The organism is Bacillus sp. FSL H7-0578 (assembly GCF_038630855.1).
Lineage (GTDB): Bacteria > Bacillota > Bacilli > Bacillales > Bacillaceae > Bacillus > Bacillus safensis.
Window position 1 is genome coordinate 521,807 of the sequence record NZ_CP152045.1, and the last position, 15,844, is coordinate 537,650.

Genomic DNA, 15,844 nt, shown 5'->3' on the forward strand with positions numbered 1-15,844 from the left:
TCGATCAGCTCCTGCTTGAGGAGTGATCGACATTTTTTATGAGATTAATAGCGTCTTTTTTTTGAATGGAAAAGCAGCGTAATCGGTGCTAGAATCATACCGCCGATCAATCCAAATAAGTGAGCCATGATATTGATGTTCGAATTGACGAACGTCATGATGACAGAAACAGCAAGAATCGTTAAAATCACTTGTGAATTCCCGCGGTCCATCATGTGCGGTTTAAACAGGACAAGGTATAGATAAACCCCAAACAAACCGAAGATCGCACCGGAAGCGCCAACATGTACATACTCTAAAGGCTCCACCCAATAGGTTCCGAGATTGCCAATGAATCCTGCACCGAGATAAATGATTAGAAATCGAACCTTCCCAAGCAAATGTTCAAGCGCTGGGGCGAACAAGAAAAGGGACATGGAATTGAATAAAATATGCGTGAGACTCCCGTGCAGAAAAATAGGTGTGACGAGACGCCACCATTCCCCAGCTGCTACACCATAATTGAAACCGACGAGATGATCCTGTCCAAGCTGTATAATAGGGATAGGAACCGCAAAAATAAGCCACAGGCCGATTTGTAAAGCAAGGATCGCTGTTACGATTGGATACGATCTAATAAATTGTTGAAAGCTCTCCGTTCGAATAAACATAACAAACCCCTTTTGACTAGATAATGGTAAGTTTATAGTAACACGTTTATGAAGCGAACACTCAAATTAGTACGAGTATCATAGGAGGTACCTCATGATCAAAGGAATAGGCATTGATATTGTAGAGATCGACCGTCTTTCGCGGGTGCTCAGCAGACAGCCCCGTTTACCGGAACGAATTTTGACTTTAAGTGAACAGGACGTCTTTCTTACACTCAGTGAAAAAAGACAGCTGGAATTTTTGGCAGGACGCTTTGCGGCAAAGGAAGCCTTCGCTAAAGCATACGGAACGGGAATCGGTGAGCATTTAAGCTTTCATGACATAGACATTCAAAAAGACGATAAGGGGAAACCCTTCATCAAAAGCGAGAAAGCAGAGGGAGATCAGGTCCATGTGTCGATAACCCATACAAAGGAATATGCTGCTGCACAAGTTTTAATTGAAAGGTTGTCAAGCTAGTCTGCATATTGTTTGTCCCCCCTTCATATATTGGGTAGTGCGATAAGGAAGGGCGAGTTGCTAACAGGCTTTGATGGTTCGCGGTACGCAGTTAACTCTTGAGGCGTACTGTTAAAGTCAAACAAGCGGTTTCTTCCTTTTAACACAATTAACGAAGGGGTTGAAAAGGGTGAGAAAAAGCTTTGTTTTGCTTGTAACGGGAATCCTTTTTGTACTGATTCTCTCCGCATGCGGTCAAAAATCTCAGAAGGATATCGTTGGAGATTTAAACAAAAAGGCAGAGGAAATGACATCATACAAAGCCAAAGCAAAAATGACCATTGAGACAGGAAATGACCCGCAGGAGTACCAGGTAGAAATTTGGTACAAAAAGCCGGAGCTTTACCGTGTCTATTTAGAAAATCCGAAAAAGGATCAGAGTCAAGTCATTTTAAGAAATGGCAATGGTGTGTTTGTGCTGACACCTTCATTGAACAAGAGCTTCCGTTTCCATAGTGATTGGCCGAATAATAGCAGTCAGGTCTATTTATTCGAATCACTTGTGAAGGACATTAAAAATGACAGTGCAGCTCAGTTCAAAGCGAAAGAGTCAAAGTATGTGTTCGAAACGAAGACCAATTATCAGCACAACCAAATGCTGCCTACCCAAGAGATTACCTTTCATAAGAAAACAATGGCGCCTGCCAGTGTGAAAGTGCTGGATAGCGACAAAAAGCCAATGGTGAAAGTGGAATTCTCTCACTTTGAATTCAATAAATCCTTTGACAAAGATGCATTTGATGAGAAGAAAAACATGACACTCTCTCAAATGGATGTTGCCACAAGTGCAGACCCATCTGACAGCTTTGCGGTGAAAACACCAGTTGATATGCCAGAAGGCGTGAAGAAGATGGAAGAAAAAGAAATGACGACAGATGCTGGGAAGCGTTATGTGATTACTTACGGCGGCAAGAAATCCTTCACACTCATCCAGGAAAAAGCGAGAGTAGCTGAAGCATCTACGCCTGTCACGATGAACGGCGAGCCGGTCGATCTTGGCATGACAGTAGGGGTTCTGACAGATCAATCCCTCTCATGGACATCTGACGGAGTTGACTATTTAATTTCCTCAAGTGATTTATCGAAGGAAGAGCTTTTGATGGTTGCAAAGAGTGTAGAAGGCCAGTCAGCTAAATAGGCGAGAGCCTTAAAAAACAACATATCAGCCCTGTGCAAGGGCTGATTTTCTTTGATTTGTTTCACATTATTCTTGATTTTTAGTATCATATGAGGGGATTGAATCATTCAATAGGGAAGTGTGACTGATGGACACAAATGCCTTTTATAGAGACACATGGGCAGAAATTAATTTAACAGCAATCAAGCACAATGTTTCACATATGAAAGATCATATCGGTCAAAATGTTCAATTGATGGCTGTTGTGAAAGCCAATGCATATGGACATGGAGATATAGAAGTGGCAAGAGCTGCCCTCAAAGCAGGTGCAGACTTGTTAGCTGTAGCCTTTTTAGATGAGGCCATTTCTTTAAGAAATCAAGGCATTAAAGCACCGATTCTTGTACTCGGCGCTGTGCCGCCGGAGTATGTCAAAACCGCCGTTCGATACAATGTGGTCATGACCGCTTACTCCACCAGCTGGCTGAGGGAAGTCGTCGATATGATGAAAGGGCAGATGGGACAACCCATTCGTTTTCATTTGAAAATAGACAGCGGAATGAACCGTTTAGGTGTGAAAACGTTGGAGGAAGTGAATGAAGTAAAGAAGCTTGTCAGCGAGCATTCTTATTTACAGCTGGAAGGTGTATTTACTCACTTTGCGACAGCAGATGAAAAGGATGAGAACTATTTTGAGCGGCAAATCGACACCTTTCAAACCCTGCTTCAGCCGCTTCATACGGAAAAGCTGCTCGTTCATTGTGCCAATAGTGCAGCAGGTTTGAGGTTTAAAGAAGTGTTGTTTAATATGGTTCGCTTCGGCATCAGTATGTACGGGCTGTCACCATCAGAGGAAATCAAAGATGAACTTCCTTTCAAGCTGGAAGAAGCCATGTCTCTTCATACAAAGCTTGCCCATGTGAAGCTCATTCAAAAGGGTGAGAGTGTCAGCTATGGGGCGACGTATACAGCTAATCAAGATACATGGATCGGTACGGTACCAGTCGGCTATGCAGACGGATGGATCCGGAAGCTGGCAGGCACGGAAGTACTTGTTGGCGGAAAGCGCCGGAAGATTGCCGGAAGGATATGTATGGATCAATTCATGGTTGAACTGAAAGAGAACCTTCCGGCAGGGGAGCCAGTCGTTTTGATTGGTGGACAAGGTGAAGAAATGGTATCAGTCGATGAAATTGCAAAAAGGCTTGAAACCATTAACTATGAAGTCACTTGCTCCATTGGCCACCGCGTCCCAAGAGTTTATATAGAGGACGGCAAAAGGGTGCATGTGCGGAATCCGCTGCTTCAAAGCGGGCCAAGCTTTTTCTAAACAGCTTACACAGGAACGATCGTCAAACTGACATCGTTCCTTTTTATTCTACAAAGAAGGGGTAAACATTCTCCCTTTTTTAGAGATTTTGGAAATACCGTATGATTTTCGGAAAAAAGCGTATAATGTGAAAGAGGAACTCCATTATCATCTTTGATTTACGGGTGAACAGCCGCTTCATGTTCTAATAAGAAATCATGAAAAAACAGCTTTGCTTGCGCATTGAATAATGGTATGATTAGTCTTGGAATGGATCGAAACGGTATCCGTAAGTTTTGTGGAGGTGTATGTTTTTTGTCTGAATCCAGCGCAACAAACGAAATGAAGATTCGACTACCGGAGGCTTTGATGTCTGAAATCGAACGAGTAGCAGAGCAGGATAAGGTAACAAGAAATGAATTGATCTACCGAGCGACAAAAACGTATATTCGTGAACGTAATATTCGACAAAATCGTGAATCGATGAGACGCGGCTACATGGAGATGGCGAAAATTAATCTGAATATCTCTTCAGAGGCACAATACGCAGAATTTGAGGCTGAGAATACAGTTGAGCGATTAGTCAGCGGGGGTTAAACATTTGATTGTTAAACGCGGTGATGTTTACTTTGCTGATTTATCTCCTGTTGTTGGCTCCGAGCAGGGCGGGGTTCGCCCAGTATTGGTGATTCAAAATGACATTGGAAATCGCTTCAGCCCGACTGCTATCGTTGCAGCCATAACAGCCCAAATACAAAAAGCGAAATTACCGACTCACGTCGAAATTGATGCAAAGCGCTACGGCTTTGAACGAGATTCTGTCATTCTCTTGGAGCAGATTCGTACAATCGATAAACAAAGATTGACAGATAAAATCACACATCTTGATGATGAGATGATGGAGAAGGTTGATGAAGCCTTACAAGTTAGTTTGGCTCTTATTGATTTTTAATATGGTGATACTTGGTTGCTCTGTTGGGAGCAACTTTTTTTGTGTTCAATTTTTATTAACGTTATAATGAAGAAAGACTAAAAGAAGTGCTGTTTATGTACGTAGGGGGTAAAACATGTCGAATCATATCGTGTTAGCTTTTGCAAGAGAGCATCGAGAGGAATTACAAAAAGAGTGGACGGACATTTTTAGACGACTCGGAGAAAAAGAAACGGACATGATGCTGAACGACAATATGTATGAAACCATCTGTTCGGAATATGTTCAATTAATCATTACATCTCTTTCAGAAGGGTATGCTGAAGATTTTGAAGAAAAAGTGCAAACTTTTGCTTTAAAAATTGTTCAAATGGGTATATCACTTAAGTTACTGGCAAATGGTCTAACAGAAATCCGTTCACATTTATATCACAAAATGAACGATGACAAAGATACAACAGAAGAAAGTCATGACCTCATCTGGCAAATTGATCGATTCATCACACCTATTCATAACGAGATCTTAAACCAGTATTCCATCTCATGGGAGAAAACAGTCAACCTTCAAAAAATCGCGCTGCAGGAACTTTCTGCCCCGCTGATCCCAGTATTTGAGCACATTACCGTCATGCCGCTTGTTGGAACAATTGACACAGAACGTGCCAAAAAAATTATGGAGAATCTGCTCAACGGTGTCGTCAAACATCGCTCACAAGTCGTCTTAATTGATATTACGGGTGTACCTGTCGTTGACACAATGGTAGCGCATCATATCATTCAAGCATCAGAGGCTGTGAGATTAGTAGGTGCGAAGTGCTTGCTTGTCGGTATTCGTCCAGAAATAGCCCAAACCATTGTGAACCTTGGAATTGATTTATCTCAAGTTACAACAAAGAATACCCTTCAAAAAGGAATTCAAACTGCTTTGGAAATGACAAATCGAAAAATTGTTTCATTGGAGGGATAACCTAGTGAGAAATCACCCGAAGATTCCAATCTTAAAACTATATAACTGTCTTCTGATTTCGATACAGTGGGAGCTTGATGATCAAACAGCTCTCCACTTTCAAGAAGACTTGCTGAATAAAATTCATGAAACAGGAGCAAACGGTGTTGTCATTGACCTCACATCCGTTGACATGATTGATTCCTTTATTGCAAAGGTATTAGGTGATGTGATCACGATGTCCAAGCTCATGGGGGCGAAAGTTGTATTAACAGGAATACAGCCGGCAGTCGCTGTGACGCTGATTGAACTTGGAATATCGCTTGAAGAAATTCAGACAGCACTAGATCTTGAACAAGGGCTTGAGACACTGAAGCGGGAATTGGGGGAATAGATATGAAAGACCAATCCTGTGTAAGAATATTGACGGAATGGGACATAGTCGCAGCAAGACAATTGGGGCGCAATGTTGCAAAAGAACTTGGATTTGGAACAGTTGACCAAGCAAGAATTACGACGGCCATTTCAGAATTAGCTCGAAACATCTATTTATACGCTGGTAAAGGTCAGATTTGTATAGAAGAAGTGATGGAGCGCGGAAAGCGTGGACTCAAAGTCATCGCAGCAGATGAGGGGCCGGGTATCATGGATATACGTAAAGTAATGGAAGACGGATTTTCAACATCAGGCGGACTCGGAGCAGGTCTTCCGGGCGTCAGACGGCTGATGGATGAATTTAAATTAGATTCTGCACCAGAACAAGGAACGGAGATACAAGCTGTTAAGTGGCTTCGCTAGGAGGGAAACCATGGATTTTAAGGAGGTAATGGAGCAGCGGTACCATCAGCTGCTCAGTCGTTATATCAGTGATTTAACTGAAACATCGCTTTATCAAGCTCAAAAATTTAGCCGTAAAACCATTGAGCATCAAATACCTCCTGAAGAAATAGTGAGTGTTCACCGAAAAGTGATTCAGGAGCTTTACCCTGATTTGCCGGAAGATGTTTTTCATTCACTAGACTTCTTAATTGAAGTCATGATTGGGTACGGACTTGCCTACCAAGAACATTTAACACTCAGAGGCATCCAGCAAGAAATAAAATCTGAAATTGAAATTGCTGCAAATGTTCAGCAAACCCTTCTGGAAACGAAAATTCCAGAAGGAGATACCTTTGATATTGGTGCAATTAGTGTACCGGCAAAACAGATGAGTGGAGATTATTACCACTTTGTAACAGATCACGATACAATCAATATCGCGATCGCAGATGTCATTGGAAAGGGAATCCCGGCTGCGCTCTGTATGTCGATGATTAAATATGCGATGGATTCCTTGCCAGAGTCAGGGAGCGGCCCAACAAAGGTGCTGAAAACCCTGAATCGTGTTGTCGAGCAAAACGTAGACCCAAGTATGTTTATCACGATGTTCTATGGCAGCTATAATAAAGAAACGCATGAGTTTAAATACGCATCGGCTGGTCATGAGCCGGGCTTTTTCTATTGCAAAAAAGAGAACACATTTTACGATTTAGACGCAAAAGGGCTTGTCCTTGGGATCGCACCAGAATTTGACTACAGACAGTACGAGAAGCATTTGGATGCAGGAGACATGGTGATCTTATTCTCTGATGGGGTCACAGAATCCAAGTCAGAGGATGGTTTCTTAGAGAGGGAGGACATCAAAACACTCATATCAGAGCACCTATCCTACTCAGCTCAAGAAATGGTGGATGCCATCTACGCCAGCTTACTCAAACTGCAGGATTTTCAGCTGCACGATGACTTTACTTTACTTGTTCTCAAAAGAAAGGTTTAGAAAGTGAACATGCGGGTATATAAAACTTTAGGAAACAAGAATTTCGAGGTGAATGCATAATGAATATGTCTGTAAAAGAGCATCAAATAGATCAAAAAACGAAAATCAGTGTCAGCGGTGAAATTGATGTGTACTCCGCTCCTGAGCTAAGAGAAACGCTCATGCCTAAAGCTGAGGCGGGAGAGCATCTTGAAATCTGTCTAAAGGATGTTACGTATATGGATAGTACAGGTTTAGGTGTATTCGTTGGGCTGTTTAAAGCGGCTCAAAAAGCAGGTGGCACATTAAAGCTTGAGAACTTGTCAGAACGGCTTGTAAGGTTGTTTGAAATCACTGGATTAAAGGACATCATTGACATTTCTGCAAAGTCAGAGGGTGGGGTACAATGAACGAATCAGTAGATCTAATCGAGATGAAAATACCGGCAAAACCAGAATATGTAGGCATCATTCGCTTGACTCTGTCAGGCGTAGCGAGCCGGATGGGCTATGCCTATGAAGAGATTGAGGACTTAAAAATTGCCGTCAGTGAGGCCTGTACAAATGCAGTTCAGCATGCCTACAAAGGTGAAGACGGCGAAGATGGAGAGGTGGCTGTTCGCTTTCTTGTCTACGAGGATCGTCTAGAAATCATTGTCGCTGACAAAGGCGGTAGCTTTGACTTTAAGCAAAAACAGGAAGACCTCGGACCGTACACATCTGCTCATACGGTGGATCAATTGGCAGAAGGAGGTCTTGGTTTATACTTAATGCAAACATTGATGGATGAAGTCGAGGTGCAAGCAAACTCCGGAGTTACCGTGGCGATGACAAAGTTTTTAAACAGGGAGCGAGTTGACCATGACACAACCATCCAAAACTATGAAACTAACTAAAGATGAAGTAGACCGCCTCATCCAAAGCTATCAAACCAATCAAGACGAGCAGGCGCAGCTCACGCTGGTCGAATGCTATACAAACTTGGTTGATATGCTGGCGAAAAAATATTCTAAAGGAAAAAGCTTTCATGAGGACCTTAGACAAGTTGGAATGATAGGTTTACTTGGCGCTATTAAACGATACGACCCGCTCGTCGGTAAATCATTTGAAGCCTTTGCTATTCCAACCATCATCGGGGAAATCAAACGCTTTTTACGAGATAAGACATGGAGTGTCCATGTACCAAGGCGGATTAAAGAGCTTGGACCAAGAATCAAAATGGCAGTTGATCATTTGACAACAGAGACACAGAAATCACCTAAAGTCCAAGAAATTGCAGAATACTTAGATGTAACAGAAGAAGAAGTACTTGAAACCATGGAGATGGGCAAAAGCTATCAAGCGCTGTCTGTTGACCAAGGCGTAGAGGCTGATTCTGAAGGAAGTACTGTGACGATTTTAGACGTTGTCGGCTCACAGGAAGAGGGCTACGAACGTGTGAATCAAAAAATGATGCTTGAGAGTGTGCTTCATGTGCTGTCGGATAGAGAAAAAGAGATTATCAATCTGACTTACTTGCAAAATAAGAGTCAGAAAGAAACAGGCGATTTGCTTGGTATATCCCAAATGCATGTATCGAGACTGCAGCGAAAGGCAGTGAAAAAACTGCGAGATGCATTATCAGAAGATGCGTCTATGGAGCTAGGGTAATGAAGCAGATTGAACAGCATGAGCATGTAAACGCCATTATTTATCAATCGAATAAAGAAGGAAAAGCATGCTGCGGGGACAGTTTTTTTATTAAAGCAGATGATGAAGAACTAATTTGTGCTGTAGCAGACGGATTGGGCAGCGGCCAGTACGCCAATGAATCATCTTCTTTAGTCAGCGAAATTGTCGAAGAATATGGACATGAGGATGTGGCGGCCCTCATCGACAGATGCAATCAGGCTATGAAAAATAAACGCGGGGCCACTGTGGCCATATTAAAGGTGAATTTTTCCCAGCAGCAATTTACCTATTGTTCGGTTGGTAATATTCGGTTTATCTTGAATGCACCTTCTGGCGACTATATTTATCCACTTCCGACATCAGGATACTTATCAGGGAAACCTAGAAAATATAAAACATACACCTATTCCTACGAAAAAGGATCGATATTCATTATGTATTCAGACGGACTGAATGTGCCAAACATGCGCATGTGTTTAAAGCATGGACATTCAGTTGAAGACATCGCCAAACAGCTTGAAACATACACACAAGACAAAAAGGACGATCTCACCTATGTACTTGGTCAGCTCACGTAAAATAGCTGACCTTTTTTCTGTTTTGCCGGTTTTTTTGATACACTAAAAGAGAAGACACAGTGAGAGGATGCAAAGTATGAAGACATCTGACTTTTTATTGAAACAAATTGCGACAGAATTAAAGCTTTCAACAAAACAAATTGAAAGTGTGATCAAGCTTTTAGAGGATGGCAACACCGTCCCGTTTATTGCCCGTTATCGGAAAGAGCAGACAGGCTCACTGGATGAGGTGCAAATTCAAACCATTTCAGAGCGCTATACATATTTCCAAAATGTCACGAACCGAAAAGAAGAAGTCATTCGCTTAATTGCTGAACAAGATAAACTGACCGATGAATTAAAACAGAAAATTGAACAAGCTCATAAACTGCAAGAGGTCGAAGATTTATACAGGCCATTCAAACAAAAGCGCAAAACAAAGGCGAATGTAGCCAAAGCAAAAGGGCTTGAGCCGCTGGCAGAATATATACTCACGCTGCCAAGTGATGAGATCGAGAAGAAGGCCGCTTCTTTTATCAACGAAGAAAAGGAAGTAACAAGTGTAGAAGAGGCACTAGAAGGCGCTCAGCATATCATTGCTGAACAGCTGGCAGATGATCCTGATATGCGGAAATGGATTCGCAGCGAAACGTACCAAAAGGGCAGTCTGGTCACATCAGGAAAAGACGTCGAAAGCGATGAGAAAAACGTCTATGAAATGTATTACGATTATCAAGAGCCAATCAAAAAGATTGTCCCTCACCGTGTACTAGCGGTCAACCGCGGGGAGAAAGAAGGCATTTTAAAGGCAGCCATCGAACCACCTGCTGAAAATATTCGCTTCTATCTCGACAAACAAGTTCTAAAAGGCAGACAGACGACGGCGAGACCGTTTATTGAAGCGGCAATCGATGATGCGTATAAACGCCTCATTCAGCCTTCCATCGAACGAGAAATACGAAAAGAGCTGACAGAAAAAGCAGAGGAACAAGCGATTCATATTTTTGCTGAAAACTTAAGAAAACTGCTGCTTCAGCCGCCGATGAAAGGGAAGCGTGTACTTGGAGTCGACCCTGCATTTCGGACAGGCTGTAAATTAGCTGTCGTGGATGATACAGGCAAAGTCCACCATATTGGCGTCATTTATCCGCATCCGCCCGTGCAGAAAAAAGCGGAAGCGAAACAAAAAGTGAAAGAGATCATTCAATCATCAAACATTGAAGTCATTGCGATTGGAAACGGAACAGCTTCAAGAGAGACAGAACAATTCATTGCAGACTTGATTCAAGAGCTGGATCAGCCGGTGTCCTATTTGATCGTGAATGAAGCAGGAGCAAGTGTTTACTCCGCATCAGCGCTGGCACGAGAGGAGTTCCCAGATCTGCAAGTCGAAGAACGGAGCGCCATCTCAATCGCTAGAAGATTACAAGATCCTTTAGCAGAGCTCGTGAAAATTGATCCAAAGTCTGTCGGTGTGGGCCAATACCAGCATGACGTGAGTCAAAAGCAATTAAACAGCTCGTTAACCTTCGTTGTTGAGACAGTCGTCAACCAAGTCGGTGTAAACGTCAATACAGCCTCACAGGCGCTGCTGCAATACGTATCAGGCCTTTCAAAAGCCGTCGCAGGGAATATCATCAAGCGCCGCGAAGAGATTGGGAGATTCACAAGCAGAAAAGAATTGAAGGATATTCCAAGACTCGGTGCTAAGACATATGAGCAGTGTATCGGCTTCCTTCGCATTACAGATGGACAAGACCCGCTTGATCGTACAGGTATTCACCCTGAGAGCTATAAAGAAACAAAACAGTTTTTACGCATGATCAACATGACGCCAGACGATCTTGGCACAGAGCAGTTAAAAGAGAAGATTGCTGAAGTTAAACTGGACGAAGCAGCCCAGCAGCTGGACATTGGGACAATTACACTTCGAGATATCATTGATCAGCTGACAAGACCTGAGCGTGATCCGCGGGATGAAGTGCCAAAACCGCTGCTCAAAACAGATGTGTTGAAATTGGAAGACTTGAAGCAAGGAATGGAGCTGCAAGGAACGGTGAGAAACGTTGTAGACTTCGGCGCATTCGTTGATATAGGAGTAAAGCAGGATGGGCTTGTGCATATTTCTAAGCTAAGCAACCGTTTTGTGAAGCATCCGCTTGATGTTGTATCAGTTGGTGACATTGTGACCGTATGGGTGGACTCCGTTGACCAAGCAAAAGGCCGCGTTGCCCTCACCATGCTGAAACCAGAGTAAACAAAAAAACGAGGCGCACCTTAGGATGGGGTGTGCCTTGATGTGACTGAATGTTTTTTTCTATAGAAGTACCAGCATTGATTCAGCAATTTGATTTGATAATGATTTTTCTCATAAAATGCCTTCTGCATCTGATTTTTCAGCCAGTTGGGCATCGCCCATTCCTCCTTTGGTCGAAACAGTGGATGTACCTTCAATGTATGCATAGGGGAAATTGTCCCGTTCGAGGTTTTTATAGAAAGGAACGATCTGATTGAACGAGAAAGAGCTACAGCAGTTAACAGAGCACATTTCCCAGCAGTTCTTTGGCAAGACATTCCGCCATCAGGCTGTTTTTAATGACCGGTTAAAAACGACAGGCGGGCGATATTTACTTGGTACACACAACATTGAACTAAACCGCCGATACCTAGAGGAGCATGGACGAGAAGAATTAATCGGAATCATCAAGCATGAGCTGTGTCATTATCATCTGCATCTTGAAGGAAAGGGCTATCAGCATCGCGACCGTGATTTTAAAGCGTTATTAAAGCAAGTAGGAGCCCCGCGTTTTTGTACACCGCTAAAGACCGTACAAAATAAGCGCCGTGCGGGGAAACGCCATGAATATATTTGCACAGGATGCGGCCGGTCTTTTATAAGGAAAAGACGGTTTGATACCTCTCGTTATGTATGCGGCGTCTGCAAAGGAAAATTAAAGTGGCTGCGCACAATCGATTCATTGTGATAAGCATTCCTCTACGGGGATGCTTTTTTTTGTTCCAATTGATGTGTGGACATATTGAGACAAAAAGAGACGCATGTCTCATTTTGTCTCTTTTTTCATCAGTGTGATTCGGTCAAAACCTAAGTGTTCATGTGTCTTCATGTTGGCACGATTTTTGCTTGTATAGAAGTGCAAGCAAAAAAGGATAGGAGGTTTTACTAAATGGAAATGGCATTGAGTAAAGAAAAAGCCGTATGGATGTATCAAAAGATGCAGGAAATCCGCCAATTTGAAGACCGGGTGCACACGCTTTTTACAAAAGGAATTTTGCCGGGGTTTGTCCATCTTTATGCTGGCGAAGAAGCTGTTGCCGTAGGAGTCTGTGCTCATCTGAATGAAAAAGACAGTATTACAAGTACACACCGGGGCCACGGCCACTGTATAGCGAAAGGCTGTGATCTAAAAGGAATGATGGCAGAAATCTATGGGAAAGCCACAGGTCTCTGTAAAGGCAAAGGCGGATCCATGCACATTGCAGATTTTGATAAAGGAATGCTCGGTGCCAACGGAATTGTTGGAGGCGGCTTTCCTCTTGCGTGCGGGGCAGCCCTCACAGCCAAATATAAAAAGACAGAAAATGTAAGCGTTTGCTTTTTTGGAGATGGTGCAAACAATCAAGGGACTTTCCACGAAGGAATCAATCTCGCGGCCATCTGGAAACTGCCCGTCATTTTCATTGCAGAAAACAATGGATACGGGGAAGCGACACCATTTTCTTATGCTTCAAGCTGCAAATCAATCGTGGATCGAGCGGCCGGTTATGACATTCCTGGGATTCAAGTAGATGGAAAAGATGTGATGGCCGTTTATCAAGCCGCAGAACAAGCAATTGAACGAGCAAAAAATGGAGAAGGTCCAACATTGATTGAATGCATGACATATCGGAATTATGGCCATTTCGAAGGAGACGCCCAGCGTTACAAAACCAATCAAGAAAAAACAGAACACCAAGAAGAGAGAGATGCGATCGCTCTTTTTAAAAATGAATTAATCAAGCAGCAGCTGCTGACGAATGGGGAGCTATCAAAGATTGAAGCGGCTGCAGCAGAAGCGATAGATGAAGCCGTTACATTCAGTGAAGAAAGTGAATATCCAGATCAGACCGAATTATTGACCGACGTATATGTTTCGTATCAATAAATCAGAAGGAGGAGAGGAAAATGACAAGAGAAATCAGCATGTCTAGTGCATTAAATGAAGCGATTAAACTTGCCATGAGAAGAGACGAGGATGTCATTTTAATGGGGGAAGATGTTGCTGGAGGTGCTCATGTCGATCACTTACAGGATGATGAAGCATGGGGCGGTGTGCTTGGTGTAACGAAAGGAATCGTTCAGGAGTTTGGACGTGAGCGAGTTCTTGACACACCGATTAGTGAAGCTGGCTATGTAGGTGCGGCCATGGCAGCAGCTTCCACAGGGTTAAGGCCAATTGCAGAACTCATGTTTAATGATTTTATCGGCACCTGTCTGGATCAAGTGCTGAATCAAGGAGCAAAATTCCGATATATGTTTGGCGGAAAAGCAGAGGTGCCGATCACGATCAGAACGACACATGGGGCGGGTTTTAGAGCAGCTGCTCAGCATTCGCAAAGCTTGTATGCGCTATTTACAAGCATCCCTGGATTGAAAGTAGTGGTGCCTTCTTCACCATACGATGCCAAAGGATTGCTGCTGGCAGCCATCGAGGATCAGGACCCTGTCATCTTTTTTGAAGATAAAACGCTTTACAATATCACAGGAGATGTTCCAGAGCGATACTACACGCTGCCGCTTGGTAAAGCAGAGGTGAAAAGAGAAGGCTCAGATGTGACCATTTTTGCTGTAGGCAAACAAGTTCATACAGCACTCGAAGCGGCAGAGCAATTAGCTACACGTGGAATTGAAGCAGAGGTCATTGATCCAAGAAGCTTGTCGCCGCTCGATGAAGAAGCCATTCTAACTTCAGTAGAAAAAACAAATCGGCTTGTCATTGTAGATGAAGCAAATCCAAGGTGCGGAATTGCCGCAGATATTTCTTCTCTGGTTGCGGATAAAGGATTCGATTTACTTGACGCTCCAATCAAAAAAGTGACGGCTCCTCATACACCGGTTCCGTTTTCACCACCGCTTGAAGATATCTATTTGCCGACACCTGATAAGGTTGTGAACACCGTATTAGAGATGGTTGGAAAGAGTCATGACAAGATCTTGAACTAAAGAAAGGAGAGAGGGAGATGGCTGTCGAGGTTGTGATGCCGAAATTGGGCATGTCAATGAAAGAAGGAACGGTATCTGTCTGGAATAAAGAGGTCGGAGAAACCGTAAATAAAGGGGAAAGCATTGCAAGCATCAACTCTGAAAAAATTGAAATGGAGATCGAATCACCTGCAGAAGGAACCATATTGGATATAAAAGTGCCTGAGGGAGAAGGTGTACCGCCTGGCACGGTCATCTGCTATATCGGTGAAGGAAATGAACAGGTCGAGGAAAAGAAAGAAAAAGACCTGCTGCCAAAACAAAAGAAAGTGAGAAAGAAAATCTCCCCTGTGGCACGTAAGATTGCTCAAAGCGCTAATCTGGATATTCATACTTTAGTGGGAACAGGGCCAGATGGGAGAATCACGAAAGCGGATGTGCTTCGGGCACTTCCTGATGAAAAAGAAAACCAACAAAATGAACCAAAGCATCAGCCAGTCAACATGATGCGGAAAACCATTGCCTCGCGAATGATGGAAAGCCTGCAAACAAGTGCACAATTAACAATAACGATGAAAGCGGATGTGACAAAGCTGACAGCATTACAGTCTGAGTTGAACGAAACAGCCGCAGCACGACACGATATGAAATTAACCATGACCGATTTTGTAGCCAAAGCAGTGGTTCTTTCCCTGCTAGAGCATCCTGCAATGAACAGTCAATATCAGAATGATAGAGTCGAAACTTTTGAGCATGTACATCTTGGAATCGCTGCTGCTTTAGATCACGGTCTGGCAGTGCCTGTTATTCGGCATGCGGAAAAACTTTCACTTATTGAGCTGGCGAAGAGCATCAAATCGTATGGCAAAAAAGCACGTGAAGGCAAACTTCTCCACGATGAAATTGAAGGCTCTACCTTTACAATCACTAACCTAGGCGCCTATAGTGTGGAACATTTTACACCGATTTTGAATCCACCGGAAGCGGGTATTCTTGGCGTTGGCAAAGCGGATCACATGCCTGTATATCATGGGAATGAATTATGTAAAGGGACGATCCTGCCACTCAGTCTGACCTTTGATCACCGCGTGCTAGACGGAGCGCCGGCTTCACAATTTTTATCAACTGTTAAAACGTATTTAGAAAATCCAGTATCCATTCTTTTATAGG

20 protein-coding genes are annotated in these 15,844 nt (G+C 43.2%); 18 read left to right on the plus strand and 2 right to left on the minus strand.

Going from position 1 to position 15,844, the window contains the following annotated elements:
• Nucleotides 1–44: 44 nt before the first annotated feature.
• The gene (locus MHB41_RS02510; RefSeq protein WP_041116754.1) at nucleotides 45–650 is read right to left on the minus strand and encodes a rhomboid family intramembrane serine protease; all 606 of its coding nucleotides are present in this window, start codon (nucleotides 648–650) and stop codon (nucleotides 45–47) included.
• Nucleotides 651–744: 94 nt separating this feature from the next.
• On the opposite strand from MHB41_RS02510, the gene acpS reads away from it, so the two are divergent.
• From acpS to MHB41_RS02580, 14 genes are all read left to right on the plus strand, one after another.
• Entirely contained in the window at nucleotides 745–1,110 is a 366-nt protein-coding gene (gene acpS / locus MHB41_RS02515; RefSeq protein WP_061110630.1) for a holo-ACP synthase, read from the plus strand.
• 160 nt (nucleotides 1,111–1,270) lie between these two features.
• The gene (locus MHB41_RS02520; RefSeq protein WP_098677666.1) at nucleotides 1,271–2,287 is read left to right on the plus strand and encodes an outer membrane lipoprotein-sorting protein; all 1,017 of its coding nucleotides are present in this window, start codon (nucleotides 1,271–1,273) and stop codon (nucleotides 2,285–2,287) included.
• A gap of 127 nt (nucleotides 2,288–2,414) precedes the next feature.
• A complete protein-coding gene (gene alr, locus MHB41_RS02525) occupies nucleotides 2,415–3,596 on the plus strand; it encodes an alanine racemase (protein ID WP_061110629.1) in 1,182 nt (393 codons plus the stop codon).
• A 294-nt stretch (nucleotides 3,597–3,890) separates the two neighbouring features.
• Entirely contained in the window at nucleotides 3,891–4,172 is a 282-nt protein-coding gene (locus tag MHB41_RS02530) for a hypothetical protein (RefSeq protein WP_003214273.1), read from the plus strand.
• Nucleotides 4,173–4,176: 4 nt separating this feature from the next.
• Nucleotides 4,177–4,527, plus strand: coding sequence for a type II toxin-antitoxin system endoribonuclease NdoA (ndoA, locus tag MHB41_RS02535; protein WP_024425388.1), 351 nt, complete (start codon nucleotides 4,177–4,179; stop codon nucleotides 4,525–4,527).
• A 115-nt stretch (nucleotides 4,528–4,642) separates the two neighbouring features.
• Nucleotides 4,643–5,473, plus strand: a complete 831-nt coding sequence (locus tag MHB41_RS02540; RefSeq protein WP_034283948.1) for an RsbT co-antagonist protein RsbRA — start codon at nucleotides 4,643–4,645, stop codon at nucleotides 5,471–5,473.
• Between the two features lie 4 nt (nucleotides 5,474–5,477).
• A complete protein-coding gene (gene rsbS / locus MHB41_RS02545; RefSeq protein WP_003214235.1) occupies nucleotides 5,478–5,846 on the plus strand; it encodes an RsbT antagonist protein RsbS in 369 nt (122 codons plus the stop codon).
• A 2-nt stretch (nucleotides 5,847–5,848) separates the two neighbouring features.
• The gene (locus MHB41_RS02550; RefSeq protein ID WP_024427376.1) at nucleotides 5,849–6,250 is read left to right on the plus strand and encodes an anti-sigma regulatory factor; all 402 of its coding nucleotides are present in this window, start codon (nucleotides 5,849–5,851) and stop codon (nucleotides 6,248–6,250) included.
• 10 nt (nucleotides 6,251–6,260) lie between these two features.
• Nucleotides 6,261–7,268, plus strand: a complete 1,008-nt coding sequence (locus tag MHB41_RS02555; protein WP_024427377.1) for a PP2C family protein-serine/threonine phosphatase — start codon at nucleotides 6,261–6,263, stop codon at nucleotides 7,266–7,268.
• 59 nt (nucleotides 7,269–7,327) lie between these two features.
• Nucleotides 7,328–7,657 carry an anti-sigma factor antagonist gene (locus MHB41_RS02560; protein WP_024425392.1) on the plus strand — a complete coding sequence of 110 codons (330 nt, stop codon included), beginning with the start codon at nucleotides 7,328–7,330 and terminating at the stop codon, nucleotides 7,655–7,657.
• Nucleotides 7,654–8,142 (plus strand): anti-sigma B factor RsbW, encoded by a 489-nt coding sequence (gene rsbW, locus MHB41_RS02565; protein ID WP_024425393.1) that lies wholly within the window; start codon nucleotides 7,654–7,656, stop codon nucleotides 8,140–8,142. Before MHB41_RS02560 ends, rsbW begins: the two co-directional genes overlap by 4 nt.
• A complete protein-coding gene (gene sigB / locus MHB41_RS02570; protein WP_024427378.1) occupies nucleotides 8,108–8,896 on the plus strand; it encodes an RNA polymerase sigma factor SigB in 789 nt (262 codons plus the stop codon). The genes rsbW and sigB overlap by 35 nt, the downstream gene beginning before the upstream one ends.
• Entirely contained in the window at nucleotides 8,896–9,495 is a 600-nt protein-coding gene (locus tag MHB41_RS02575) for a PP2C family serine/threonine-protein phosphatase (RefSeq protein ID WP_024427379.1), read from the plus strand. Before sigB ends, MHB41_RS02575 begins: the two co-directional genes overlap by 1 nt.
• A gap of 76 nt (nucleotides 9,496–9,571) precedes the next feature.
• Nucleotides 9,572–11,731 (plus strand): Tex family protein, encoded by a 2,160-nt coding sequence (locus tag MHB41_RS02580; RefSeq protein WP_342502604.1) that lies wholly within the window; start codon nucleotides 9,572–9,574, stop codon nucleotides 11,729–11,731.
• A gap of 20 nt (nucleotides 11,732–11,751) precedes the next feature.
• Here the strand turns inward: MHB41_RS02580 and cmpA are convergent, their stop codons facing one another.
• Nucleotides 11,752–11,886, minus strand: a complete 135-nt coding sequence (gene cmpA, locus MHB41_RS02585) for a cortex morphogenetic protein CmpA (protein WP_008346893.1) — start codon at nucleotides 11,884–11,886, stop codon at nucleotides 11,752–11,754.
• Between the two features lie 98 nt (nucleotides 11,887–11,984).
• On the opposite strand from cmpA, the gene MHB41_RS02590 reads away from it, so the two are divergent.
• The 4 genes from MHB41_RS02590 to MHB41_RS02605 all read left to right on the plus strand — a co-directional run bounded on the left by MHB41_RS02590 (nucleotide 11,985) and on the right by MHB41_RS02605 (nucleotide 15,843).
• On the plus strand, nucleotides 11,985–12,458 hold the full coding sequence (locus MHB41_RS02590) for a SprT family protein (protein WP_046313976.1): 474 nt from the start codon (nucleotides 11,985–11,987) through the stop codon (nucleotides 12,456–12,458).
• A 201-nt stretch (nucleotides 12,459–12,659) separates the two neighbouring features.
• Nucleotides 12,660–13,637, plus strand: a complete 978-nt coding sequence (locus tag MHB41_RS02595; RefSeq protein ID WP_268480576.1) for a thiamine pyrophosphate-dependent dehydrogenase E1 component subunit alpha — start codon at nucleotides 12,660–12,662, stop codon at nucleotides 13,635–13,637.
• A gap of 20 nt (nucleotides 13,638–13,657) precedes the next feature.
• Entirely contained in the window at nucleotides 13,658–14,695 is a 1,038-nt protein-coding gene (locus MHB41_RS02600; protein ID WP_046313978.1) for an alpha-ketoacid dehydrogenase subunit beta, read from the plus strand.
• Nucleotides 14,696–14,712: 17 nt separating this feature from the next.
• The gene (locus MHB41_RS02605; RefSeq protein WP_061110627.1) at nucleotides 14,713–15,843 is read left to right on the plus strand and encodes a dihydrolipoamide acetyltransferase family protein; all 1,131 of its coding nucleotides are present in this window, start codon (nucleotides 14,713–14,715) and stop codon (nucleotides 15,841–15,843) included.
• Nucleotide 15,844 lies beyond the last annotated feature (1 nt).